The sequence below is a fragment of the Mariniflexile sp. TRM1-10 genome, from assembly GCF_003425985.1.
Classification (GTDB): domain Bacteria; phylum Bacteroidota; class Bacteroidia; order Flavobacteriales; family Flavobacteriaceae; genus Mariniflexile.
In genome coordinates this window covers 535,261-560,640 of sequence record NZ_CP022985.1, presented here as the reverse complement: position 1 = coordinate 560,640, position 25,380 = coordinate 535,261, and the positions used below count along the sequence as shown (strand labels likewise).

General features: G+C 35.3%; 17 protein-coding genes. 9 read left to right on the top strand and 8 right to left on the bottom strand.

Translation table 11 applies throughout. The annotated features are described in order from the left end of the window. Positions 1-48 precede the first annotated feature (48 nt). On the top strand, positions 49-1,356 hold the full coding sequence (locus CJ739_RS02665; RefSeq protein ID WP_117172209.1) for an IS110 family RNA-guided transposase: 1,308 nt from the start codon (positions 49-51) through the stop codon (positions 1,354-1,356). Positions 1,357-1,572: 216 nt separating this feature from the next. Here the strand turns inward: CJ739_RS02665 and pruA are convergent, their stop codons facing one another. Then, positions 1,573-3,201, bottom strand: coding sequence for an L-glutamate gamma-semialdehyde dehydrogenase (gene pruA / locus CJ739_RS02660; protein ID WP_117172507.1), 1,629 nt, complete (start codon positions 3,199-3,201; stop codon positions 1,573-1,575). A gap of 150 nt (positions 3,202-3,351) precedes the next feature. Here pruA and CJ739_RS02655 point away from each other — a divergent pair, with 150 nt between their 5' ends. From CJ739_RS02655 to CJ739_RS02640, 4 genes are all read left to right on the top strand, one after another. Next, on the top strand, positions 3,352-4,077 hold the full coding sequence (locus tag CJ739_RS02655; RefSeq protein WP_117172506.1) for an NRDE family protein: 726 nt from the start codon (positions 3,352-3,354) through the stop codon (positions 4,075-4,077). After that, positions 4,070-5,062 (top strand): DUF6695 family protein, encoded by a 993-nt coding sequence (locus CJ739_RS02650; RefSeq protein ID WP_117172505.1) that lies wholly within the window; start codon positions 4,070-4,072, stop codon positions 5,060-5,062. Before CJ739_RS02655 ends, CJ739_RS02650 begins: the two co-directional genes overlap by 8 nt. A 98-nt stretch (positions 5,063-5,160) precedes the next feature. After that, positions 5,161-5,679, top strand: a complete 519-nt coding sequence (locus CJ739_RS02645; RefSeq protein ID WP_117172504.1) for a DUF4136 domain-containing protein — start codon at positions 5,161-5,163, stop codon at positions 5,677-5,679. A 641-nt stretch (positions 5,680-6,320) separates the two neighbouring features. Further along, on the top strand, positions 6,321-6,731 hold the full coding sequence (locus tag CJ739_RS02640) for a hypothetical protein (protein WP_162880107.1): 411 nt from the start codon (positions 6,321-6,323) through the stop codon (positions 6,729-6,731). Between the two features lie 189 nt (positions 6,732-6,920). On the opposite strand, the gene CJ739_RS02635 is transcribed toward CJ739_RS02640, so the two are convergent. The 4 genes from CJ739_RS02635 to CJ739_RS02615 form a co-directional block, all read right to left on the bottom strand. Continuing rightward, a complete protein-coding gene (locus tag CJ739_RS02635; RefSeq protein WP_117172502.1) occupies positions 6,921-8,336 on the bottom strand; it encodes a M64 family metallopeptidase in 1,416 nt (471 codons plus the stop codon). Positions 8,337-8,338: 2 nt separating this feature from the next. Continuing rightward, on the bottom strand, positions 8,339-8,920 hold the full coding sequence (locus tag CJ739_RS02630) for a hypothetical protein (protein ID WP_162880106.1): 582 nt from the start codon (positions 8,918-8,920) through the stop codon (positions 8,339-8,341). Between the two features lie 611 nt (positions 8,921-9,531). Beyond that, entirely contained in the window at positions 9,532-9,912 is a 381-nt protein-coding gene (locus tag CJ739_RS02620; RefSeq protein ID WP_117172499.1) for a DoxX family membrane protein, read from the bottom strand. Positions 9,913-9,989: 77 nt separating this feature from the next. Beyond that, complete coding sequence (locus CJ739_RS02615; RefSeq protein ID WP_117172498.1) at positions 9,990-16,043, bottom strand: alpha-2-macroglobulin family protein; 6,054 nt, start codon at positions 16,041-16,043, stop codon at positions 9,990-9,992. A gap of 249 nt (positions 16,044-16,292) precedes the next feature. Here CJ739_RS02615 and CJ739_RS02610 point away from each other — a divergent pair, with 249 nt between their 5' ends. Both CJ739_RS02610 and CJ739_RS02605 read left to right on the top strand, forming a co-directional pair. Then, positions 16,293-17,246 carry a tetratricopeptide repeat protein gene (locus tag CJ739_RS02610; protein WP_117178681.1) on the top strand — a complete coding sequence of 318 codons (954 nt, stop codon included), beginning with the start codon at positions 16,293-16,295 and terminating at the stop codon, positions 17,244-17,246. Positions 17,247-17,478: 232 nt separating this feature from the next. Then, positions 17,479-18,834, top strand: coding sequence for a UDP-N-acetylmuramate--L-alanine ligase (locus CJ739_RS02605; RefSeq protein ID WP_117172497.1), 1,356 nt, complete (start codon positions 17,479-17,481; stop codon positions 18,832-18,834). A 135-nt stretch (positions 18,835-18,969) separates the two neighbouring features. Here the strand turns inward: CJ739_RS02605 and CJ739_RS02600 are convergent, their stop codons facing one another. From CJ739_RS02600 to blaOXA, 3 genes are all read right to left on the bottom strand, one after another. Then, a complete protein-coding gene (locus CJ739_RS02600) occupies positions 18,970-20,253 on the bottom strand; it encodes a M20 metallopeptidase family protein (protein WP_117172496.1) in 1,284 nt (427 codons plus the stop codon). Positions 20,254-20,414: 161 nt separating this feature from the next. Beyond that, positions 20,415-20,732: a hypothetical protein gene (locus tag CJ739_RS02595; RefSeq protein WP_117172495.1), complete on the bottom strand. Its 318-nt coding sequence runs from the start codon at positions 20,730-20,732 to the stop codon at positions 20,415-20,417. A gap of 257 nt (positions 20,733-20,989) precedes the next feature. Next, a complete protein-coding gene (gene blaOXA / locus CJ739_RS02590; RefSeq protein WP_117172494.1) occupies positions 20,990-21,829 on the bottom strand; it encodes a class D beta-lactamase in 840 nt (279 codons plus the stop codon). Between the two features lie 336 nt (positions 21,830-22,165). Here blaOXA and CJ739_RS02585 point away from each other — a divergent pair, with 336 nt between their 5' ends. Both CJ739_RS02585 and CJ739_RS02580 read left to right on the top strand, forming a co-directional pair. Continuing rightward, on the top strand, positions 22,166-22,693 hold the full coding sequence (locus tag CJ739_RS02585) for an inorganic diphosphatase (RefSeq protein ID WP_117172493.1): 528 nt from the start codon (positions 22,166-22,168) through the stop codon (positions 22,691-22,693). Positions 22,694-22,821: 128 nt separating this feature from the next. Continuing rightward, on the top strand, positions 22,822-25,197 hold the full coding sequence (locus CJ739_RS02580; protein WP_117172492.1) for a sodium-translocating pyrophosphatase: 2,376 nt from the start codon (positions 22,822-22,824) through the stop codon (positions 25,195-25,197). The last annotated feature ends 183 nt before the right edge of the window (positions 25,198-25,380 follow it).

The following is a 25,380-nucleotide window of genomic DNA, read 5'->3' as shown; positions in this document are numbered from 1 at the left end:
TAGCAAGCATAAAAATTTTCTGGGTGTGATTTTAAAAAATAATGTAGGATGAAAAAAATCAGGAAAAACGCAGGAGGGATCGATATCGGAGCCAAAAAAATCTTCATAGGTCTTGAAGATAAGGAGGTTCGCAGTTTTGATACCTTCACATCAGATCTGGAACAGGCGGTATCTTACTTAGAGGAAAACAATGTAACCTCAGTGGCCATGGAAGCCACGGGAGTGTATTGGGTCATCCTCTATGATATATTGAAGGCAAGAGGCATCGATGTATGGTTGGTGGATGGCAGGAGCACAAAACAAGTTCCAGGCAGAAAGACCGATGTAAAGGACTGTCAATGGATACAGCAATTGCACAGCTATGGTTTGTTGAACCGTTGTTTTGTTGCAGATGAACTGGTACATGAACTAAGGAGCTATCAACGCCTGCGCGAAGATCACATCCGTAGTGCTGCTATGCATATTAACCATATGCAAAAAGCACTGACCCTGATGAACGTTCGGCTAAAAGAAGTTCTGGACCAAGTTCACGGGGTAAGTGGATTGAAAATAATCAGGGCGATCTTAAAGGGCGAAAGGGATCCCGGGGTTTTGGTAAAGCTATGCCATGGGAGTGTGTTGAAAACAAAAAAGGAACTGATCCTTAAATCCTTGAAAGGGCACTACAATGAAGCAGGGCTATTTGCTTTGGGCCAAGCAGTGGTGTGCTATGATTTTTATCAACAACAAATTGCCGGTTGTGATCTGAAAATGGAAGAAGTCCTTAAAAAGATGGGGGCAAACCGGCCTAAAGTATCAAATAAGGCAACTCCACGAAAAAACGTGAGGCACCACAAACCAAATATAGAAGGAATGGACCGTTATCTATTGCAAATATTTGAAGGCAAAGATGCTACGGTCCTACCCGGTATAACAGATTATAATTGGATGCAGCTCCTATCGGAAATAGGGACTGATTTACATAAATGGAAAACAGAAAAGCATTTTACTTCCTGGTTGGGACTGGCGCCAAAACAGCACCATTCGGGCAAGATGAAAAAAAACTATAAGGCTAAAGGACAACCAAAGGCCGGCCTGATATTTAAGCAAGCGGCCACGAGCCTGCTCAACAGCAAGAAAATTGCATTGGGTGCTTTTGGCAGAAAGATAAGGGCAAAGAAAGGGGCATCACCGGCAATAAAGGCAATGGCAAGAAAACTGGCAGAGCTCTATTGGAAGCTATTTGTTAAAGGACTGTCATATGTAGAGAAGGGAATCAAAGATTATGAGGAGAAGATCTTGTTTAATAAACAAAAGAACATTATGAAAATGGCAAGAGAACTTGGTTTGTCAATTAGCTATAAAACAGCGGTTTAGCAAATACGTCAATGGTAGCTTGTCGAAGTCCATTACTGCCACTTCTTCCATATAGCTTCGACAGGCTCAGCTTGACAGGCTATTTTAATACCATTTCCAGTGTCAGACTGAGCTTGTCGAAGTCCATTATTGCCACTTCTTTCAGATAGTTTCGACAAGCTCCATATGACATAGAACTAAACTTTTTAGCCTCTTTGCTATGTGTTATCTATAATATTATTCTCCTAAAAACGGATAGCGATAATCAGTTGGTGTCACGAAAGTTTCTTTTATCATACGTGGAGATACCCAACGCAATAAGTTTTGGGCACTTCCTGCTTTATCGTTAGTTCCTGATGCACGTGCGCCTCCAAAAGGTTGTTGACCTACAACAGCACCAGTACATTTATCATTAATGTAAAAGTTGCCGGCACAATTTTGTAAAGCTGTAGTAGCCTCGGTAATGGCATATCTATCAGTTGCTAAAATAGCACCAGTTAAAGCGTATTCACTTGTTTCGTCAACTAATTTTAAAGTTTCAGAGTAAGCATCATCTTCATAAACATAAATAGTAATTACTGGTCCGAATAATTCGGTACACATCGTTGTGTATTTTGGGTTCGTTGTAAGTATTACAGTAGGTTCAATAAAATAGCCTTTACTTTTATCATATCCACCACCAACAATAATTTCAGCATCTTTATCTGTTTTAGCTTGATCAATATACTTTGCCAATTTATCAAACGAACCTTCATGAATTACAGCAGTAATAAAATTGCTCATATCTTCAGGAGAACCCATTTTAAATGAGTTTACATCTTCTATAATATGTTTTTTTACATCACTCCAAATACTTTTTGGAATATAAGCTCTTGATGCTGCACTACATTTTTGTCCTTGGAATTCGAAAGCTCCACGAACAATAGCCGTCGAGACTTGTTTTGGATTAGCCGATTTATGAGCTATAATAAAATCTTTGCCTCCAGTTTCACCTACTATTCTTGGATAGGTTTTGTAGTTATGGATGTTGTTTCCTATTTGTTTCCAAAGTTCTTTAAATACAAAAGTAGATCCTGTAAAGTGTAGTCCTGAGAAATCTGGACTAGACAATATGGTTTCGGTAATCATCACGGGGTCCCCAAAAACGACGTTGATTACGCCTGGAGGAACACCAGCTTCTTCAAAAACGTCCATAATGACTTTAGCCGAATATATTTGGCTATCACTAGGTTTCCAAATCACAACATTACCCATTAACGCCATGCAAGATGGTAAGTTACCAGCAATAGCGGTAAAATTAAAAGGTGTAACTGCATAAGTAAATCCTTCCAGCGGACGGTATTCAAGGCGGTTCCATGCATCGCTTGTGCTTTCTGGCTGTTCCATATAAATGTCTGACATGTATTGGACATTAAAGCGTAAAAAGTCAACAAGCTCGCAAGCTGAATCGATTTCTGCTTGAAAAATATTTTTAGACTGCCCTATCATGGTGGCAGCATTTATTTTATAGCGGTAAGGGCCAGCAACCAATTCAGCAGCTTTTAAAAAGATACCTGCACGTTGCTCCCAAGGCATTAGAGACCACGTTTTTCTGGCTTCTAAAGCAGTTGCAATGGCTTTGTCTATATGTGTTTTTTCAGCTAAATGATAGGTCCCAACAACATGTTTATGGTCATGTGGAGGTGACATGGTTCGGGTATTTCCTGTTATTACATCTTCTCCATTTATATACAAAGGCACGTCTATAGTACTCGTATACATCTCTTTGTAAGCCTTTAAAACAGCATCGCGTTCAGAGGTTCCTGGCGCATAACTTTTTACAGGCTCGTTAACTGCAATTGGTACATTAAAAAAACCTTTTCCCATAATTTGTTTATTTTTGTTATTGAATTATCAGTAAATAGGTTACAAATTTAAGAATTTTTAAACGATTTTTAGGTTGGATGCCTTCTTAAATGCGCGTTAAAGTTTATTTATTTTTTGTAAGTTGCCAATCTGTTTTCAGACTATATTTTTATGTGTACAGTAACTATTATCCCAAAAGGAGACAACGATTTTGTATTAACCTCAAACAGGGACGAGGCTCCAAACAGAGTTTCGCTTCCGCCAGATTTTTATATAAATAAGGAAACCAGACTTTTATATCCTATGGATAAACTCTCAGGGGGGACTTGGATTGGTTTGAGCGAAAAGAACAGAGTGGTTTGTGTGTTGAATGGTGCGTTTAATATTCACGAACGTCAAGAAGATTACCTGAAAAGTAGAGGCGTCATTGCTTTGGATTTTTTGACTTCTGAAAGCATTTCAACTACCGCCGAAGCCTACGATTTTATTAATATCGAACCCTTTACGATGGTGCTAGTAGATTGGAACACGACTTTGAAATTTTACGAATTGGTTTGGGATGGCGCAGAAAAACATTTTAAAGAATTGCCATTGGAACCTAAAATTTGGTCGTCTTCTACACTCTATACTGCAGCAATGAAACAAGAACGCCTACAATGGTTTGAAGATTTTAAAGCTGAAAATGATTTGAATGCACAAACCTTATTGAGGTTTCATAAAACAGCAGGAGCCGATAATAAAGAGTTTGGTGTTGTTATGAATAGAGGTTTTGTAAAAACGACCAGTATCACGCAAATTGAAAAATTTAGAGAATCACTTGAAATGTATCATGAGAACTTACAAAACAAAACCATTTCAAGTAAAACCTTTAAACTTTCTGAAACAGTAAATGACTAGCACAGGCATTATTTTAACCTTAGCCTATCCAGAAACTATTGTGATGGTGTCTAAAGAATGGTTTTCGCCATTTTTAAGGTTTTTGGGTGTTGGGAAAAAGAACTATTTACGCGCTGGTCATGCTGCTTTGGTACTTATAAATAAAGAAACCGGTGTTTTGGAATACCACGATTTTGGTCGCTACATTACGCCCGAACCTACAGGACGCGTTCGAGGAAGTGATACCGATAACGAGCTGCATTTTCCGTTAGTGGCACAAATCGAAAATGATAAAATCACCAATTTAAACGCTATTTTAGAGTTTTTGGCAACCCATCCCAAACTAACACATGGCGATGGTAAAATGCTGGCATCGGTTTGTAACGCAATTGATTATAAAAAGGCACGGGCACATATTACCAACATGCAGGAAAAACATTTTATTTGTTACGCCGCTTTTATAAAAAACGCCTGTAATTGTGCGCGTTTTGTAACCGATACCTTGATTGCTTCGGTAACCGATAATCGTATTAAAAAGAATCTGGAAAACTCCAAATGGTTTACGCCCAGTACAGTCAGCAATGTGGTGTTGGCAAATACCGAAACACATGCTTTTGAAGTGAGTGAAACAGGTGTGATTTCAAAATTTGAAGGTTCTCGAAAAAGTGAAAATGTGCGTTGTTTTTTAGATAAACTTAAAGACCACAGACCAAATTTTGTGGGTACTTTAGAGCCTAAACCTGTTGATGGTTTACATGAAAAAGCACAATGGCTGCCCGGTATTGCAGCAGGTGCATGGTTTGAATTACATAAAACGGAATCCGACTTGGAATATCTTTTTAGAAGAATCTCACCTGTTGGGCATGTTGATGTTGAAGCTGTCTTTATGGCTGACAGCGACACTTTTAATTACCACGAAGCTTTTGAATTTGTACATTATTCAAACTGTAAATTCTTTCATGTGAGACAAAATGGTGCCATTTATAGGTTCGTGAAGCAGAATTGATATCCATGAAGTAATTTAAACTTCTATGTTTAAGTTTTTTGTTAATAGAAATAAGGGTGGAATAATTTTTGATTAACTTTATAAATAAAATTAGTGTTATGAAATTCCTTAAAGCTACCATTTTACTTCTTTTAATAACATCTTGCGCGCCCATTCGTGTCAATTATGATTTCGAAAAAGGAACTGATTTTTCAAAATACAAAACATATAGTTATTATGCCGATATGAAAACAGGTATGAGCGAATTGGATACCAAACGGTTTTTAGATGCTTTTGATGCGCAAATGGCAGCCAAAGGATTTATGTTTTCCGAAACACCCGATTTTTTTGTAGACATTAAAAGTAGCGAGTATCAAGAAGCACAACGTAATACTGTAGGTGTTGGTTTAGGTGGTGGCGGAGGTAATGTTGGCGGAGGTGTTTCCATAGGGTTGCCTATTGGTCAAGCGAATGTTAACCGCCAAATTACTATCGATTTTGTTGATGAAAATAAAAAACAACTCTTTTGGCAAGCCGTAACCGAATCGAGTTTTAGCCCAAACGCAACACCCGAAAAACGCGAACAACTGTTTAAAGCTCTTGCTGAAAAAGTATTGGCAGCATATCCTCCAAAGTAATAAAATTCCTGCGTACGCAGGAATCCCACGGCTAACGCAAGCACAATATTATTAAGTTAGAGGGAAGGGGGGCAGTTTGAGCGCAGTAGAACCCCTTGTCAAGTTCTTTTTGTTAAGCATCTTACTTGTGCCGTTAAATACGCTAGCATTAAATTTTTATTCATATTTCTAAATTTAAACTCAGACTCATCATAGCTTACTCCCTTTACTTTTTTGCTCATGCCGTCACGAACAGGATGCTTGCGATAGCGGGGACATATTTTCCGGAAAATTTGTCTACGATCTAAGCGCTCGTAGAGCCGCTTTTGTTCTTTTTAAGACGTACAAGCATTACAATAAAAGTAAAAAATCAGTCCAAAAATACAACAGGACATCCAAACCGTAGGCAAGAACCTAGTGTTTTCAAGGGTTTCAGAGGATAGCTATAAGTAACCGTAGAAAACAGAAGGAGAAGCAGTTGATATAATTGCTTGAATTTAGAATAAAAAAGACAGAAAACTATGTTTGGTTATACATATCCCCTTTATCCCGTAAGTACTTAAATTAAATTTTTTGAGTCAAAAAAAATGTTTATACAACATAAGTCTTTCTTCTATAGTGAATATATTTATTCATTAAATATTCTTAAAATTTTTATTATTATGAAACATTTTATTGCCCTTTTTTTAATCGCATTTTTAATAGTTGGATGCAGCAAGGACGACGACAACTATCATGACTACCATTTAGAATATATAGGTGTTAAAAGCGTAGACATTCCAGATGAATTTGTTTACGGACAAAATTATCGTATTGATATTACCTTAGAATTACCAAATAGCTGTTATTATCAATATAATCAATATGATTACTTTTATGAGGGGACCACAAGGTTTATCTACCCTATTGTACATGTAGATGATAACGTTGCTTGCACTCAAAACATTACAGAAACTACATTTTCAGTACGAGTACATGCTATACAATCTGAACCTTATATTTTTAAATTTTATCAAGGGGAAGACGCGAATGGGGAAGATACTTTCTTGACTATTGAAGTTCCTGTAATTTAATAATCTTGGCAGATAATAATTATTTTTAAAAGAAATAATAGAACAGACCAACATGCTTTAAGCTAATAGGATTTTCTATTAGAAAAAAAGATAAATTATTATTGATTAATGATATTGCTCAAAAAGTATTAGCAGTATATCCCCAAAGCAATAAATATTCCTATGCAGGAATCATATTTCCCCCTGTCTCTAATTTTTAACTAGTTTTTTACTAGCAATAAGTATGTTTTTTGAGTAGAAGTTAGTTAAATAAATGCCCGTGCTAAAATCACTTATATCAACTTGGTTTGTTTGAAAGTTGCTTATTGTAATTGTTTTAATTCTTTTTCCGTCTAAGCCAATGATATCAACCTTTAAGGTGTTATCTACATCACTTTCAAATTTAAAATTTAAAAAAGTGTTTGTAGGGTTTGGATACATGGCAATATTATAATTAGCAATGTTGCTGGTAATGTCTTTAATCCCTAAAGCCGAATTGTCGATGTCCCACGTTACGGTGTAAACATGAAACGCATCGTGGTTATCAACTTTTAATAGTGTAGTCGCATCGGTAATGGCAACAGTTAACGTGTTTGCTCCAGTATTCAAATCACTTTCTGTAAGGCTTATATTATCAACATCATTTGCAAAATTGGAAGCGTTAAGAGTCCAAGTGCTTTTTAAAGTATTTGGAATGGGATTTATTAAGTTTAATTGAAAATCAACTGGAAATGTTGGGCTCGTTATAGAGTTTGAAATTGGTGTATAAGAATTAATTGGTGAAATTAAACTGTGTATTTTTTCAACCATACCTTCTTTACAAACCGAACAAAAGGATTTGTCAATACTTTCCATGATACAGTTTTGGTGTGGTTTATACCAATCGGCACAATTACCAGTCGTACAGGTGTATTGATAAATACCAACGCCATTAACGCCTAGCCAATTTTTCCATCTAATAGAAATGGGGTCTGTTTCTTGAGTCATGTTTATGGCTTCGGCAGCTAAAATATCTCCAGGATAATATTCATCTTTTAAATTAAATAAGGAATGTCCCAATTCGTGCATAATAACTTTGTTGCCCCAAAAACCTCTATAAGCCATAGGGAACATACCGCCACTACCACCATATTCAGAGGAATTAACCAAAATTAAAGCTTGGTCGTATGTTGGAAAATTAGTGGCCAAAACATCCATTATTTTTGCTTGGGTGTTATTGGAACTAAAACCATCAATTTCGTAGTAAAGTAATCTGTGTTTTCCATAGGAATCGTAAGTAGCATTAAAATAAGTGTCCACATTTAGTATCGGGGAAGCGGGTTCTGTAACATCTGTAGCAGTTCCTGGATGGTCTGCACCGCTTTCGTTAGAAGGCACTTTTATAATATGCACATTAAAATAATTGGTATATTCTTTAAAAGGAGATTGGTTGAACATAGCATTGGTGAAGTTAATAGCATCGGTTTTAAACTGAGCCAATTCACTAGCTTGATAACCTTCACTTAAAATAACCAGATTGATACGTTTATCATTATTTCCAGAATTTTTAATGGTTTCCACATCAAAAACCTGAGCAGAAAGCCATTGGAAACTAAAAAATAAAACGATGGGTAATATATGCTTCATTTTCAATCAAGTTTAGTGGTAATTAAAGGGCGACTATTTTGTAACGAATCTATGATGTCGCTAATGGTTATGTACTTTGTTTTATCATGTAATGGTAATCTTAATGACAGTGGCGCACTCTTCAACTCTATTTTTTTGCTTTCAAAGATAAGAGAATCATTAACGTATTCAATTATTTTCGATAACGGGTTTTTTATAATAACCGTTTTAATTTCTAGGGAATCTTTATCTAATTGGCTGCATTTTAAATCGCCTACAGAACCCGTTTTAAGGTATGTTTCGGTGTTATTTTTTAGTTTTCCATCAGCAATGATCTTGTTTATAAACTGAGCATGTTTGTTACCATAGTTATCTTTAGAGATGGTGTAATTTAAAAAAATAAGTTTTGGAGGGAGTTCTTCAATGACGGTTTCATTTGCATCCACATTTCTTTTTGAAGCGCAAGAAATTTGTAACGCTAATAGCGCTATTAACAAAAAGATATGGATGTGGTTTTTTTGCAATGGGGTTTTTGCCTTTGATGTTAAAACTTTCTTTTGTTTAGCTAAAATTAGCAATTTTTTATTCACGATGTTACAGCTCATATTTTTACTCATAAACCATTAGCCTTAATCACTACTGAAATTATTGTTATTGATATTCCAATAATGGATGCAATAATATTCTTGCTTATCAATTCTGTTTTAGCTATTCCATAAGTTTGATTGCTAATTTTATGTTTATTCATAATTAATATGATTAGAAGCACGAGTGAGAATCCGATGATATTTGTCAAAATCAGAGTTTTGTCTGTTGGGTCAACGAACTTTACTGAGAAAGACAAATTTGAAATCAGGTAATAGAAATAAGATTGAATTAAAATCCAACCAGTTTTTTTATTAATAAAAATCCCGATGACTGGAATCAGTAAAAAGATTGTTGGCCTTAAAAAAAATTCATTGATGGAAATATTCAAATATTCTGTAAATCTGCTATCGTTGTAATTGGCAAATGCGAAATAATAATCTGTTATTCTTTGAATTCCGAATTTTAATGATAGAATAAAGAAGCTAACTATTAATAATTTAATTGATAGAATTAAATAATTGGTCTTTATGTATTCTGCTGTTAGTTTCAATATGTACTGTAACCCATTTTCTCAAGGCAAAGCTAATCATAAAAAAAAAGAGGCTTTTAAGCCTCTTTAAGAAAAATTTTATCCAGCGAGTAAATCTTTATATTTGTCTTTATAACCGTATAGTACGACGATATTTAAAATTAGAACAGCCAATGCAGGGCCTATGCCTTCAGGATCTAAATTGATGTGGAAAAGCACAGCGTTTACAGAAACACTCATTAAAATAAGAGCCATTAAAGCACCATATTTATTCAGTATTAAAGCCAAACCGGCTAAAACTTCAACAATCCCAACCAAATGTGGGATTACTTTAGCCGACATTAAAGCGCCAAAATAAGCACCAGCTTCTTCAGACATTCCTTCTGGTGCGGGTAAAAAATTTAAAAATTTGTTAAGTCCAAAAACAAGGAGTAAAAGACCTAGAATAATTCTAATTACCATAAAAACTTTTGAATTCATAATGATATATTTATTAGTTAGTAAGTTGAAAGATAATAAATTAAAATTAATTTTTTATTCATTTCATCGAAATTTACTTAATCTACTAATAGGCGAACACCTTCACTATGGCTACTAAATTCTGGTGCATACATGCTTTGAATCGTGGTGATACCATTGCTCATATTACCGGCATTATTGATTCTTAAATCGTATTCAAATACAAAAATGCCTTTGGGTAAATAATCGAAAAAGAAGTTTGTCGATGCATCTTTAGTGCTTTCATAATACCCCAAGCCGTCTTGCCATTTGTATTGGGAAAGCACATTTACAGGTTCTAATCCAGCGGCGCGCATGTCTTTCATATGGACAAATTCCATAGGTCTATCGCTTTGTAGTTCAATACGAACTCTTACTAAATCACCAACTTTTAAATGGGTTTTTTCTGTGATTTCCGAAATTTGCTCGCCAGTATCCGTATTCTTTTTAAGGAACAACTTTTTCTTTAATTTAAGTGGTGTTTCAGCCGAAGTTATTTTGTTTAAATCTTCAAAATATTGCCAGTATAAACTGCCCCATGCAATGCCTTCTCCTTTTTTGGTGAGGGTCACTTCAGCCATTTCTGGTTTAATTTCAGAAGCGCTCCAAGAAGTTTTATAATACCCAGTTCCCGCTTCAACTTTTACATTTTCAAGTTTTGAAGGCTCTATTTTTTGACCGCCTAAAACCACGTCAACCGCATCGGTCACCGATAACCAGTCACTTCCTTGTAACAACAAAGCATAAACAGCTTCGGTAGTTGCTTTGGTGGTTTTCCACTGATGGGTTTGTTTGTTTTTAAGTAACCAGATTTTTAAATTATCGATGGTTTTGGTGTCATTTTCAATTTCAGAAAATGCTTCAATCAACAACGCTTGTGTTTCAACGGGTGCTTGGTACCAATACCAAGAAGGGGTGTTTTCTTTCCAATACATGCCTAATTCTTCATTAGTAATGCTGGTTTCTTTTAATGATTTTAAAATCTTGGCAGACGTTGATTTGTCATTCAACCGTTCTGAAACCAATGCCATGAGTCCTTTTGAATACAGCGAACGGCTTAACCAGTATTTTTGAATTTGTGTTTGGTAATATTTAATGATGTCTTCTACTTCTTTTGATTTTTTAATATCTGGAAAGAAGCTACGCATGTATAAATAATGCAATTGGGTGTAACTTAAATGGTCTTTGCTTAAATCGACTTTAGCATCATATTTTCTAATGTCTTTATATTCTTTTACAAATTCGGCATCTAAATAGTTGATGGCTTTTTCAATCATTTTCGCGTTTTCAGTAGTAGTGACACCGAGTTTATTCAAATGTCCAAAACCAATGATGATGTGTTGGGTGATATAGCGGTTTTCATGTCCGCCATTAAACCATGCCCAAGCGCCATTTGGTAATTGGTTGTTTTTAAGTTTGCGCATAGCCGATTGCAGTTCGTTATTCATTTTGTTTAAGTCGAATAACAAGGCAATACGTTTTTTCTGTTCGGTTTCACTTTGGGCATCACGTAGCCAAGGTGTTTCTTGAATAAGAATAGATTTTAATTCTTCATTCTTTTCAAGATTGCTCATAAGTGCGTCTTGAGACGCCCATTGGTTAAAAACCTCCTGAATTCTAGGGTTTGAATTCGCAATATGGCTCGCCAAGGCATTGGCATAATAACGAGAAAACGTTTGTTCGTTACAATCATACGGATATTCCATTAAATAGGGCAAGGCTTGAACGGCATACCACGCAGGGTTGGAGGTGATTTCCAAGGTTAACTTATGGTTTTTAAGGGTTGTTGAGGTATTAGTTTTAAGCTTGTCTAACGTGAAAGTTCTGGTTTCGTTACTGCGAATCCACATAGGTAGGGTTTCGGTAACTAACATGCGGTTACTTAAAACAGGAAGCGCATTTTGTTCGCCATCGCTAAAATCGCCAGATTTTGCTATGATTTTGTATTGAACGGCATCAACATCATCAGGGATTGTTAAATTCCAAGAGACTTGTGTGTTGCCTTTGGCATTCACCATAAAAGCCCCCTCTAACTCTCCCGAGGGGGGAGGGCTGAGCAGGTTTGCGGTTATGTCTTTTCCTGTGATAGCATTGGTTAATAGTAAAACGGCTTGTCCAGAAAGTTGTTTGTCCGTTAGATTCGCAATTTTCGTACTGATGCTTATTTGGTCGCCTTGACGTAAAAAACGAGGGGCGTTTGGAATGACCATCAATTCTTTTTGGGTAACGGTTGTTAAGGTTTTGGTAGCGCTTTCCAAAGTTTTTGTATGTGCCAATAGTTGCAATTTCCATTGGGTCAGGGCTTCCGGCGTGCTGAAACTAAAACTCACATGGCCTTCTGCATCGGTTTGTAACTGCGGAAAGAAAAAGGCTGTTTCTTGAAGGTTTTTACGAATTTGAACGGTGTCGAAGTTTGGTTTTTCTTCTATAACTTCAGGGGTATTTGGAGTCGGAGGAGCATTTAAAGCTTCTCTTTTCATTTCGCCATAACCAACCACTACAACTTCATCAAGATTAGAGGAATCTTCTTCAACTTGAACACCTGAAACCATTCCGTTTAATGCTTTAGAAATACTTGCAGTTCCTCTAATTCTAATAGCATTATTATTTCCAAAATAAAACCCAAACCAATTTAATTGATCGTATTGTTGCGGATCGTTTAGATTTGGATATGGTTTATTATAAACCCTAAAATTTTTAGTTCCAAAACTTTGGCTTGCATTGCTACGATTATATGAATAGTAATGAGGTTTGTTAATAGGATTAAAATCCCAAGCATGAGATTTAAACTGGTCTAAAGACGCATCATACATACTTGCTAATAATTCTGCAGATACTTTATCTCTTTTCGGGCCTTTAATTTTGAAACTCCAAGTCTCATCGGTTCCCGGTTGTAATTTGTCTCTAAAGGTGGTGGTTTCTATATCTAAATCGGTTTTTGGGTAAGGCACCATAATTATTTCAGTACCCGACCGAAAACTATTAAAAGCTGCAAAACTGTAGTAAATTTTAAAACCACCAACATCTTCTTTTGTAACAGGTATTGAAATGGTTTGTTTGTTATTATTTAGTTGAATGATTTGGGTTTGAACAATTTTATGATCTTTTTCAATGGATACCGTGATTTTTAAATCTTCAGCAGCTGAAGCAAATGTTACCATAGCGGTTTCACCAACTTTATAGGTTGGTTTATTGCTTGTGATGCTAAATAGTTGGTTATCGGCTACGGTTTTATCATGATCACTATACAACATGGTTTTTATTTCATCTTTAACCAATTGACCAAACTTATCCTTGCTTTCCAAAGTGATGATGTATTGCCCGGAGTCCCATTTCTTAATGTTTCCTAAAGGAAGTTCTTTGGATGTTTTAGTGTCAAAGGGTTTTTCAAAAACCAAATCGCCTTTTTCCCAATGACTGGAATCATGTTCATTGGTATAGGCATCATGCGGAAATAGATTTTTAAAAGCTTCTTCTGAAAAATCTTGATAATCGGGTGCTGCCCAAGGTCTGGTTCGTAAAACGGACTTCGGTGCTTGTAATTTATATATTTTAATAGTACCCGTTGCTGGTACGAATTCGCCATTAAGGTTTTTGGTGTCGATGTTGATTTTTTGGTCTTTCTCGTTTTTATCCAGTTTGTCAGCAATAGTCATAGTTGCCACCAACGCATGATATCCTACATTGACAATCGTCGTAGCGCTTCGGGTTTCGCCATTTAAATCGGTCACATCTGCCGTAATTTCATAATTGAAAATAGGCAAACTGCTTTTATCCACACTTTGGTCAGGGATGGCTTTAAAAACGATTTCAAATTCACCTTTCTCATTGGTGGTACTTTCTCCATGGGTGATTTCTTGTGGTTCACTGTTAAACCAAGGACGACTCCAAAAATACCAACGTGGGTATTCCACTTTTCGGTGTACCCGATATACGACTTTGGCATCGGTAATATTGCTTCCTGCATACGCCAAAGCCGTGCCTTTAATGGTTATGGAATCGTTGACTTTAAAGGTTTCGGTAACGGGAGTGAATTTAGTTTCGAACTTCGGACGTTTGTATTCTTCAACAGAGAAATAATGTTCTAAATAAAAATCTTCTTCATCACCATCAAATTCAATGTGGTATTCACCTGTTAATCCAGAGTTTGGTAAGATAAATTCGCCTGAAACGGAGCCGAATTCATTGGTTTTAAATTCCAGTTCTTTTATTTCATCATCATTGACATCATATAGCGTAGCATACACAGGTTCGTTTGCTACGACTTCCGATTTTCCATCATTCGGATTAGTTTTTATAGCAATGGCTTTAAAATAAACGGTTTGTCCTGGGCGGTAAATGCTTCTGTCGGTAAATAAAAAGGCTTTGTATTCGGTTTCTTCTTTTTCGGTTTTATATTTAGGCGTAACATAATAATCGCCAAAATAAGCGGTGTCATTACCGTATTTAACTTTTACCGAAAGGTTCCTGTAGCGGTCTTTGGTTTTCTCAATGTTGATTTCTCCTAAATTATTTGTAGATAGGTTTTCATATTGAATGCTTCGGTTATTGTTTTCGGTATAACTTAATTCAACGGATGCATTACTTATAGGCTTTCCGTTGTTTCTATCAATAACTTGAAAGGTTTTATGAGCTTCGGTTTCAGTTTCAACCAAAGCTAAATTGGTAACTTGAATGGTACTAAACGCAAAGGTTTCGTCATCATTTTTTGTTGAAGCAAAAATTAAACACGTACCATTATTAAGTTTGGGTACAGCAACTTCGGTGGTATGATTTTGGTAGTCATCCTCGTTTCGAAGCTTACTTTCCCATTGATTGTTAACATCCAGTTTTTTTATAAAAGCCAGTTGTTCTTCCTTCCGATAGGTTTTATTGAATTTCTCTAATTGGTTTCGTGTTAGTTTGAATATTTTAAAATCAAGACTGTCTAAATTTTTATAGCTTACCAATAATCGACTGTGATGTTGAATAGGCAAGTAGCTTTCTGTGGTAATTTGTAGTGTTTGCTGAAGTATTTGTTGTTTTAAAATAACGCATTTTTCCGCAGCTTTACTTTTTGGAAATTTTAGAATGACTGCATTACAAATATCTAAAGCTTCTTTGGCTTTCCATCGGTTTTCTTCTTTAGTTGTTGGTTGGTATTGGTTGCTTTGTTGGTAATAAATAGTGGCGATTTCAAAATCATATAACCCAGAAACTTCGTGGGATTTTAGTTTGTCGGATTCAGATTTTAAAGCTTTTAACAATAAGGATTCTTTATCGCTAAAAGTGCCATATTGATTAACAAATTTTAAGCGTTCAATATTCACATCCGCCAAAGCAAAGGGTTCTTTATCCTTTAAATGAAATTGAATGACGTCTTGATAAATTTTTAAAGCATGTAACTGTAAAGACGTGGAATCTTTAGACTTTAATTCTATGTTAGCAAACGTGAAAGCGTCCCCAAGGAATTTTGGGTCATCAATTTCAAATTTATAAGCAGGTTTGGTAATATGGGTTTCGTTGGTTTTATAAAAATCCAAAGCTTCATGATTTAAAAAATCGAACAGCGTAGGTCTATAAATTTTTGAGTCTTTTTGAATGTTTAAAATAGCATCATACTTTCCTAAAGGCTCTAATTGAAGCATTAACCCGTTTTGTAATGCGTTTTGGTAATGTAAATGAATCTCATCGAACAAGGTTTGTAAATCCCAAGTTCTAAAGTCAACCCGATCAACCTTATTTTCTGTATTTGTTCTATTATAAAATTGCCATCTGTTTTGGTTAAAGTATTGCCAATATAAATTTGCCAAAATGCTTTCAAGGATGTTTTTTGTTGGGAAGGCGCTAAGCTCGATTTGCTTCTTAAAATCGTTTATAATTTTTAACTGGGCATCTTCTTCCAGAACCAAGGCAAATTTGCTTTTAAAAAGCATGGTTTTTATAAGTTGAGGTTGGTTTTTATCTTTAGTTGCCAATGTGGAAATTTGGTTTACAACGTTTAAGGCCGATTTTGGCAAGCCTTCAACTTCATGCTTTTCAACAGTTTTCCAAAGGGTGTCGTAATCTGGGTTTTGACTGTAGCCCAAGCTTGAAAGCAAAAGAATTGTTAAAAAAATTACTGATTGTTTCATTTCATTAAATTTGTTACTAAATTACTTTCAAAAGCTATTCCAAAAAATAACAAATGAGTGAATAGTTAATTTGACTGAGTGAAGTTAGCTATTTTTAGTTAAAAGACGTTTTGATATTTGATAAGAAATCATGTTATGAAACATTCATAATTAAATTTTTGTTACACAGTGATAATAGTTTAAACAAGTTCGTTATACGAATGTTGTATTTGACCGATGAAAAACAATGAATTCAATAAGCATGAACCGATGAGAAAATTTATTTACCTACTACTTTTTCCGATAGTATCATTTAGTCAAACCCCGTTAGATAGTATCGATTATTTTTTTAGGCAAAAGCAATTTGAAAAAGCTGAAATACAATTAACAGCGTATCTAAAAAAACAACCGAAAAGTCCAAAAGCTATCGAGTTATTAGGAGATACCTATGGTCATCAAGAAAAATGGGATGAAGCCATAGCAAGCTACAAACAACTCGTAGATGCCAACCCCAAAAGTGCCGAGTACCACTATAAATATGGTGGTGCTTTGGGTATGAAAGCGTTAGCGGCTAGCAAACTAACAGCGTTGGGGATGGTAGGCGATATTGAAGCAGCGTTTCTTAAAGCTGCAGAACTGGATCCCAAACACGTTAACGTACGCTGGGCATTGGTTGAATATTACACGAAATTACCCGGTATTTTAGGAGGAAGCATAAATAAGTCGTTAAAGTATGCTTATCAGCTAGAGCAACTATCAAAAGTAGATGGCTATTTGGCAAAAGGCTATATTTATGAATATGATAATGAACCAGAACTTGCCGAAAAGTATTATAAACTGGCCATAAACCAGGGCGGTTCTTTATGGTGTTACGATAAGTTGACGACCTTTTACGAAAAACAAAAGCAACCCGAAAAAGCCTTGGCGAATTTAGAAGTAGCCAAAGAAAAACACAAACGCAATGCGCTAGATTACCAAATGGGCAAAATAGCTGCAGAATACAACATTGAGTTGCAAAAAGGCGTGCAATGTTTGCAAACCTATCTTAAAAATTATTCGCCCGAAGACGGCGTTCCGAAAGCTTGGGCGCACTATAGGCTATCCCAAATTTACGCCCACAAAAAGAATAAAGAAGCCGCTTTAAAGTATATCGATTTAGCACTTGCCGAATCGCCAAAAACCAAGTCGTTTAAAGACGAGAGGCTAAAGATATTGAGGTTGTAGTTGGTCTCAGTTTGCGGTCTCAGTTTTCAGTCACAGTTTTCAGTCACAGTTAGTTTGTATCTCTGAAACTCTGCGCCTCTGAAGCTCTGCAACTTTGAAACTTTGCCTCTCTGAAACTCTGAAACTTTGAGTCTTTGCAACTTTGCAACTTTGTACCTCAGAAACTTTGCAACTTTTTTACCTTTGAAACTACCTAACAAAAAAGTATATTTGGTGCATTCAAAACAATTCCATGAACGTACATTTTATAGCAATTGGTGGCTCTGCGATGCATAATTTAGCCCTGGCACTTCACAATAAAGGATATCAAGTAACAGGTAGCGACGACGAAATTTTCGAACCTTCAAAATCTCGATTGCAAGCAAAAGGGTTATTGCCAGAAACTTACGGTTGGTTTCCAGAAAAAATCAATGCTGCTATCGATGCGGTTGTTTTAGGCATGCATGCCAAAGCTGATAATCCTGAACTGCTAAAAGCTCAGGAATTAGGCTTGAAAATATACAGTTATCCAGAGTTTTTATATGAACAATCAAAACACAAAACCCGAGTGGTTATTGGTGGGAGTCATGGAAAAACCACTATAACCTCTATGATTTTACATGTGATGCATTACCACAATCGTGATGTCGATTATATGGTGGGCGCACAATTAGAAGGTTTTGATGTGATGGTAAAACTCACCGAAACCAACGATTTTATGGTGCTTGAAGGCGACGAGTATTTAAGTTCTCCTATAGATAGACGCCCAAAATTCCATTTATATAGACCCAATATTGCCTTGCTAAGCGGGATTGCTTGGGATCATATAAACGTATTCCCCACGTATGATAATTATGTAGAGCAGTTCCGTATTTTTGTGGATTCTATTGTTAGTGGTGGAAGCATAACCTATAATGAAGAAGACCTAGAAGTCAAACAAGTTGTAGAGGCGTCTAATAATACCATTCGTAAATTACCATACCAAACACCGGAATATAGCGTAGAGAACGGACAAACATTATTGGAAACTCCCGAAGGGCTTTTACCAATTGAGATTTTTGGGAAGCACAACCTAAACAATTTGGCGGGTGCTAAATGGATTTGCCAACACATGGGTGTCGATGAAGACGATTTTTATGAAGCCATCGCCACCTTTAAAGGAGCGAGCAAACGCCTTGAGAAAATTGCAGAAAGTAAAACCAGTGTGGCCTATAAAGATTTTGCCCATTCACCAAGTAAAGTGGAAGCCACAACAAAAGCCGTTAAAGAACAATATGCCAATAGAACTTTAGTGGCTTGTTTGGAGCTGCATACCTATAGCAGTTTAAATGCCGAATTTTTAAAAGAATACAAAGGCGCGTTAGATGTTGCCGATGTTGCCGTGGTGTTTTACTCGCCACATGCTGTAGAAATTAAAAAGCTTAAAGAAGTCACCCACGAGCAAATAGCTAGAGCCTTTGAACGCGACGATTTAATTATTTACACTAACCCAGACGATTTTAAAAATTTCCTATTCTCGCAAAACTTTGATAATAAAGCATTGCTTTTAATGAGTTCCGGAAATTATGGCGGATTGGATTTTAATGCCGTAAAGGAGTTGATTGGGTAAGCCATTCCTGCGAAGGCAGGAATCTAGTTTCAGATAGTAAAATTATATAGTTGCTATTTTCTAAGTTGTGTTTACTAATTAATTATTTTTAAGAGTAACGTCATTAATTGGAGTTTAGCGGTTGTGCATAGTGCTTTATTCGCTATTAGTTCTTTCCAAAATCAAGGATGAAAAAGATTTTACAGCAATTTTAATACATTCTTCGTCAACTCTAAAATTAGGTGAGTGATTCATAGCAATTATTCCTTTTTCAATGTTTGAACCACCTAATAAGAAATATACTCCAGGTACTTTTTGTTGAAAGTAAAAGAAGTCATCATTGAAATAAGGAATTTGACCATAATCCATCAAAACAGTTTCATTGCCATAAATATCTTTTAGAATGTTCATTGCGTTTTCTGTCAATCTTTCATCGTTTAACACAGTTGGATTTTCCTGAATGAATGATGTTGCAATGAATTTGTCTTTAAATTTTGAATTATTTATTACTTGTTCAATTTTTGGTAAAATTTTTGGCAAATTAGACTTGTTCGTTTCATACAGATAGGCTTTTAAGTGAAGTTGATTATTGTCTTCTTCAATAACGAAATTTTCCTCCAAAAAAAGATAGTCTTTGAAAATAGTATTTGGGTTGGTTAATCCAATGATAGAATCAAATGCTTTTGGAATTTCCCAAGGATTTGCTCCATCTTTTTTTCGTAGAATTTCATTCCTTATTTTATTGTAGAGCGTTTTTGCATCGTCTTTAGAGAATTTTTCGTTGAAGGTAATCTGTATTCGCTTTTGATATGCATACAGTTCGTTAGGTTTGACTATTATTTGACCAACTGGTAACGCAGTTACGTGCAAGGAATATATTTCATCAAGATGAATTTTTGAAAAGAGACTGCTATCAACTATATTTTTCGCACCAACAAACGTTTCCTCTTCTGGTTGAAATATGAAATATATCGTGCCTTTAATCGATTCTTTATTTTTAGCTAATACTTCAGCTATTCCAAGTCCAATTGACATATGAACATCATGACCGCAACCGTGTTGAATTCCGTTAATTTTCGACTTATATTTTACTTCGTCTGGAAAATCATTTGGAAGAGCATCCATATCAGCTCGCCAACCTATATTTTTTCCTTCTTTTCCACCTTTTAAGATTCCAATGACACCATAACCTGCGAAGCCTGTTTTTACTTCTAATCCTAAATTCGATAAATATTCAGCGATGATTTTAGAAGTTCTTTTTTCATTTCCAGCCAGTTCGGGATGTTCGTGGAAATTTCTTCTAATTTCAACTAAACTATCGAAAATTTCGTTTGTGTTCTGTTCAATTTTTTGATGGATAGTTTTTTCCTCTGATGGTTTACAACAAATTAAAATACTAAATGATAAAATCGATAATAATAGATGATTTTTTAATTTCATATTTTGATGTTAGTTCGATTTTTTTGCATTATGCACAACGTGTGTATGGAAAGCGAAGCGAACTGGCGCAAGCAAAATCCGGAAGCCAGCAAATAAGCAACCAACTTTGTGTTAGCTAAAACTAGCAAATTTTTATACACGGCTTAAGGTGGCTTTTTATTTTATTCAATAAGTGCGTTATAAATATCCAATATATTTGAAATTATTACAAAAATGAATAATGTAACAATTCCGAAATTAATTATGATTCCGATTATTTTTTTTAATGTATTTGGCTCTTTTAATCCTCTCAAAGATTTTGCAAGTCCGATAATTGATACTATTCCTATAACAAAAGTCAGAAGTCCGATTAATATAGAATAAATATCAGAATTTTGCGAATCCAAGAATTGAGTTAGAACTACTAAAATAATTATTAATCCTAATTCCGTTATTCCATATTTAAATCCGCTATGAGAGTTAATGTTAGTTTTCGCCATATTTTGTTAATTCAGAATATTAATTGAAGTTCGAAGTTTTTTCAGCTTGCTTGTAACAATCATATAACCCCAACAAACAGCAATAATATCGTAGTGATATTATTTATGTATGCAATATATTACTTTTAATAAGGTATTAAAAATAAAAAAAACCACACCTTATTATAAAATGTAGCTTCTTATAGATGCTTACTTTTTCTTTTATATTGCTACGAAGGCACGGACTTCTCAGAGGGGTTTATACAGTGTTAACACTTTTATTTTATTATTTCCATTTGTCCGAATGCTTTATGAGTCACATCTTTTCTTATCATTGGAAACATATCCATTTCAAATTGTTCTTTAGGCTCAACGTTTGTAGCGAAAAAATATGTTTTGCTTTGGGATTCGATATATCCAACGAACCAACCATTATTATTTCCATTTCTGATTGACCAACCTGTTTTTCCACTAAGTTTGTATTCGTCATTTTCTTCAATTGTCATCATTCTTTTTATTATTACCTCAGTCCGTTCAGAAATTGGTAGTTCAGATTGATAGAGTCTATTTAAAAAGTCTATTTGTTGAAACTGATTAATTTTAGAATCCCCTTCAAGCCAGAATGTATCAATATTGGTAGAATCAACTTTCATAGTCCCATATTCAAGTTTACCCAGATGTTCGGACATCTTTTTTACTCCAATTTTCCTTGCTATCTCTTGATAGCATGGCACACACGATAAATGAAAAGCATCTCTAAAGATTAAATCCTGCTCCCAGTTTTTGAGCCTTCTTTTTTCTCCGTTCCATTTAAAAAGTGTACTATCGTTTTCTACTATTCCTGTTTCAAGCGCAATAATTGAATTAGCTATTTTAAATGTAGAAGCTGGTAAATTTCCTTTTTTAGTCCATTCAAAGTTATTCGAATAATACCTATCAGCTTCAAGGTCATATATCAAAATAGCCCCATTAACATTGGCGGAATCAATAATTGTTTGGAATTCTGGAACTACTATTTCTCGCCCTGTTGCCTTAATCTCCTTTTTGTCAGAGGAGGATTTTTTACCAGTGCAGGAAAAGAATAGAATTAATATGGATCCGATATAAATTATTTTCATCTTGTTCTATTGGTACTAATTAGCATGATATAAAATCATTTTTAGTGTTTTATGTCAGACGTTAAACGAATTTAGTAAATATCTCTTACAACAAAACCTTAATCTTTCTTAAAAAACACCAAATAATCTTCAAATACTTATCAAAGCCCAAACAGCTTCTAAAATATAGTATCTTAAAATTAACCCATCAAATATAAAGCAGTTATAAATTAAAGTTAGCAGTTAAAAAAGTTTGGTAAAACAGCATAATTATTAACATAAAAACAACCTATTTTTTTATTGCTTAACGCTAAGGCGTTCAGTATATTTGTGCCTTTAAAAAAGAAAATAAAAAATATGAGTGAGAAAACCCCATTAACTTTTGATGTGTTAATCGAAATACCAAAAGGAAGTAGAAATAAATACGAATATGATTTCACATTAAATAAAATCCGTTTCGACCGTACCTTGTTTTCATCTATGATGTATCCTGGCGATTATGGTTTTATTCCTGAAACTTTAGCTTTAGATAAAGATCCGCTAGATGTACTTGTATTAGGTATCGAGCCAACTTTCCCAATGGTAGTAATGGAAGTAAAACCTATAGGTGTTTTTTATATGACTGATGAAAAAGGACCAGACGAGAAAATAATTTGTGTACCAGTTTCAGACCCTGTATGGAGCAATAGAGAAGATATTTCTGAATTAAACCCACACCGTCTTAAAGAGATTGAACACTTTTTTCAAGTTTATAAAGATTTAGAAGAAAAGAAGGTTGATGTTGGTGGCTGGGGTAATGCAGAGGAAGCTGTTAAAATTTATCATGAATGTGTAAAGAGATATGATGAAAGCGACCACAAGAAAAAACGAACGTTTACTATATAATTGAGGTATTCTTAAAATATTAAAAAATAACTGAACCATCTTTAACTAAAGGTGGTTTTTTTTATCACTTATATTTTACTATTTTTAGCTCCGTTAAAAAATATTTAATTATAACTAACTAAACTTATATGGAATTAATAGTAAAATTTTTGCCACTTTTCGGGGTTTTGGCATTGGCATTTGTATTTATTAAAAGTGCTTGGGTAACGAAGCAAGATCAGGGTAATGAACGCATGACAAGGATTGCTAAAAGCATTGCCGATGGTGCCATGTCTTTTCTTAAAGCAGAATATAAAATTTTATCAGTATTTGTTATAGCAGTTGCTGTCTTATTATATTTTAAAGGCGCAAATGAAATAGGCTCTAACGGCATGGTTGCCCTTTCTTTTATTGTGGGTGCTATTTGTTCCGCTTTGGCAGGTTTTATTGGTATGAAAGTAGCAACTAAAGCCAATGTGAGAACTACTCAAGCAGCAAGAACGTCATTAGGTAAAGCCTTGGAAGTAGCGTTTGCTGGAGGTGCTGTTATGGGCTTAGGAGTTGTTGGCTTGGGGGTTTTAGGATTAAGCGGTCTGTTTGCTATTTATCAAGAAGTATGGCCAGGTGCTGAAAACTTATCTATGGTACTTAATGTGCTTTCAGGGTTCTCATTAGGAGCATCGTCCATTGCATTATTTGCTCGTGTAGGTGGTGGTATATATACAAAAGCTGCCGATGTGGGAGCCGATTTAGTTGGTAAAGTTGAAGCAGGCATTCCAGAAGATCACCCGTTAAATCCAGCAACAATAGCAGATAACGTTGGTGATAATGTTGGAGACGTTGCTGGAATGGGAGCCGATTTATTCGAATCGTATGTGGGTTCTATTATAGGAACCATGGTTTTAGGGGCGTTTGTTACATCGGCGATACCTAGCTTTAATTTAGGCGCTGTTTATTTGCCATTGGTATTAGCTGCGGTTGGTATTATTATGTCTATCATAGGAACCTTTTTCGTAAAGGTTAAAGACGGAGGAAATCCGCAAACGGCCTTAAACATTGGTGAATTTGGTTCGGCCGGATTAATGGTTATAGCATCCTATTTTATTATTGATGCCTTAATTCCTGAAACATGGGTTTATAGCGGTATTGAGTACACATCATTAGGTGTTTTTTTAGCGACCCTAGCAGGTCTACTTGCTGGTTTAGCTGTTGGTAAGATAACCGAATATTATACAGGTACAGGAACAAAACCAGTAAGTTCTATTGTTAAACAATCTGAAACGGGTGCTGCTACAAACATTATCGCTGGTTTAGGTGTTGGTATGATGTCAACAATGTTCCCTATATTATTCATTGCTGCTGCTATTTTGGTTTCTCATCATTTTGCAGGATTATACGGAATTGCCATTGCTGCGGTTGGTATGTTGGCAAATACAGGAATACAATTGGCTGTAGATGCTTACGGACCCATTTCTGATAATGCTGGTGGTATAGCTGAAATGGCTGAATTACCAAAAGAAGTTAGGGAGCGTACCGACAAATTAGATGCCGTTGGTAATACAACTGCAGCTATTGGAAAAGGATTTGCTATTGCTTCGGCTGCTTTAACAGCATTGGCTTTGTTTTCTGCATTTATGAAAGTGGCAAATGTTAGTTCTATCGATGTATCTAAACCAGATATTATGGCAGGATTATTAATAGGAGGTATGTTGCCATTTGTGTTCTCTGCATTATCCATGAATGCAGTGGGTAGGGCAGCCATGGCTATGATTGAAGAAGTGCGTCGACAGTTTAGGGACATTCCACAATTGAAAGCGGCATTAGGAGTGATGCGTAAATATGATTCAGATATGAGTAAAGCAACTGTTGAGGATCGTGCTATTTTTGACGCTGCCGATGGTTATGCTGAATATGAGAAATGTGTTGCTATTTCAACAAAAGCATCTATTAAAGAAATGGTATTGCCTGGATTGTTAGCCATTGCAGTACCAGTTGCTGTTGGATTTGTAGGTGGTGCCGAAATGTTAGGAGGTTTATTAGCAGGAGTTACTACTTGTGGGGTATTAATGGCTATTTTTCAATCGAATGCAGGTGGTGCTTGGGATAATGCCAAGAAAATGATAGAAGCCGACGGACGTAAAGGTACCGATGCACATAAAGCAGCTGTAGTTGGTGATACTGTTGGAGATCCGTTTAAAGACACTTCTGGGCCTTCATTAAATATCTTGTTAAAATTAATGTCGGTTGTAGCCTTGGTAATTGCACCAAGTATTGCATTATCATCGGATGTTGTAACAGCTTATGTTTCTGAAAACGCGCCAGAGAAAGTTGAAATCACCAAAGAAGTGAAAGTAGCTATGCATAATAATGATGATGGTACTGTTAAAGCAGTAGTCACCACTGTAACGACCAATAATGGTGAAAAGTCTACAAGTTATGAAACCTTTCAAGGTGGAGAGGCTGAAGTAAAAGCAAGTATTGCAGCTTTAAATAACAAAGAAATTGAAGAAGAAGTGGTAAATTAAGTTTATAGCTTTTAATCTAAAGAATTCCTCGGGGCTTGCCTCGGGGATTTTTTGTTTCAAGAAATTTGTTTATTTATAAAAAAGAAGAAGCTGTCTTTTGAAAAGTTTAGTTCTATGTTCATATTGAGGTGTCATTTTTATTCTAAAAAAAGCAATATAAAATGACATTTAGTTTGTCGGACT

What these genes read in the sequence shown, in the direction of transcription:
- CJ739_RS02615 (WP_117172498.1), bottom strand. Translation starts at nt 16,043, where the DNA reads ATGAAACAATCAGTAATTTTTTTAACAATTCTTTTGCTTTCAAGCTTG.
- CJ739_RS02610 (WP_117178681.1), top strand. Translation starts at nt 16,293, where the DNA reads ATGAGAAAATTTATTTACCTACTACTTTTTCCGATAGTATCATTTAGT.
- CJ739_RS02655 (WP_117172506.1), top strand. Translation starts at nt 3,352, where the DNA reads ATGTGTACAGTAACTATTATCCCAAAAGGAGACAACGATTTTGTATTA.
- CJ739_RS02605 (WP_117172497.1), top strand. Translation starts at nt 17,479, where the DNA reads ATGAACGTACATTTTATAGCAATTGGTGGCTCTGCGATGCATAATTTA.
- CJ739_RS02630 (WP_162880106.1), bottom strand. Translation starts at nt 8,920, where the DNA reads ATGAGCTGTAACATCGTGAATAAAAAATTGCTAATTTTAGCTAAACAA.
- CJ739_RS02650 (WP_117172505.1), top strand. Translation starts at nt 4,070, where the DNA reads ATGACTAGCACAGGCATTATTTTAACCTTAGCCTATCCAGAAACTATT.
- CJ739_RS02635 (WP_117172502.1), bottom strand. Translation starts at nt 8,336, where the DNA reads ATGAAGCATATATTACCCATCGTTTTATTTTTTAGTTTCCAATGGCTT.
- CJ739_RS02595 (WP_117172495.1), bottom strand. Translation starts at nt 20,732, where the DNA reads ATGGCGAAAACTAACATTAACTCTCATAGCGGATTTAAATATGGAATA.
- CJ739_RS02665 (WP_117172209.1), top strand. Translation starts at nt 49, where the DNA reads ATGAAAAAAATCAGGAAAAACGCAGGAGGGATCGATATCGGAGCCAAA.
- CJ739_RS02600 (WP_117172496.1), bottom strand. Translation starts at nt 20,253, where the DNA reads ATGAAATTAAAAAATCATCTATTATTATCGATTTTATCATTTAGTATT.
- CJ739_RS02620 (WP_117172499.1), bottom strand. Translation starts at nt 9,912, where the DNA reads ATGAATTCAAAAGTTTTTATGGTAATTAGAATTATTCTAGGTCTTTTA.
- pruA (WP_117172507.1), bottom strand. Translation starts at nt 3,201, where the DNA reads ATGGGAAAAGGTTTTTTTAATGTACCAATTGCAGTTAACGAGCCTGTA.
- CJ739_RS02580 (WP_117172492.1), top strand. Translation starts at nt 22,822, where the DNA reads ATGGAATTAATAGTAAAATTTTTGCCACTTTTCGGGGTTTTGGCATTG.
- CJ739_RS02640 (WP_162880107.1), top strand. Translation starts at nt 6,321, where the DNA reads ATGAAACATTTTATTGCCCTTTTTTTAATCGCATTTTTAATAGTTGGA.
- CJ739_RS02645 (WP_117172504.1), top strand. Translation starts at nt 5,161, where the DNA reads ATGAAATTCCTTAAAGCTACCATTTTACTTCTTTTAATAACATCTTGC.
- blaOXA (WP_117172494.1), bottom strand. Translation starts at nt 21,829, where the DNA reads ATGAAAATAATTTATATCGGATCCATATTAATTCTATTCTTTTCCTGC.
- CJ739_RS02585 (WP_117172493.1), top strand. Translation starts at nt 22,166, where the DNA reads ATGAGTGAGAAAACCCCATTAACTTTTGATGTGTTAATCGAAATACCA.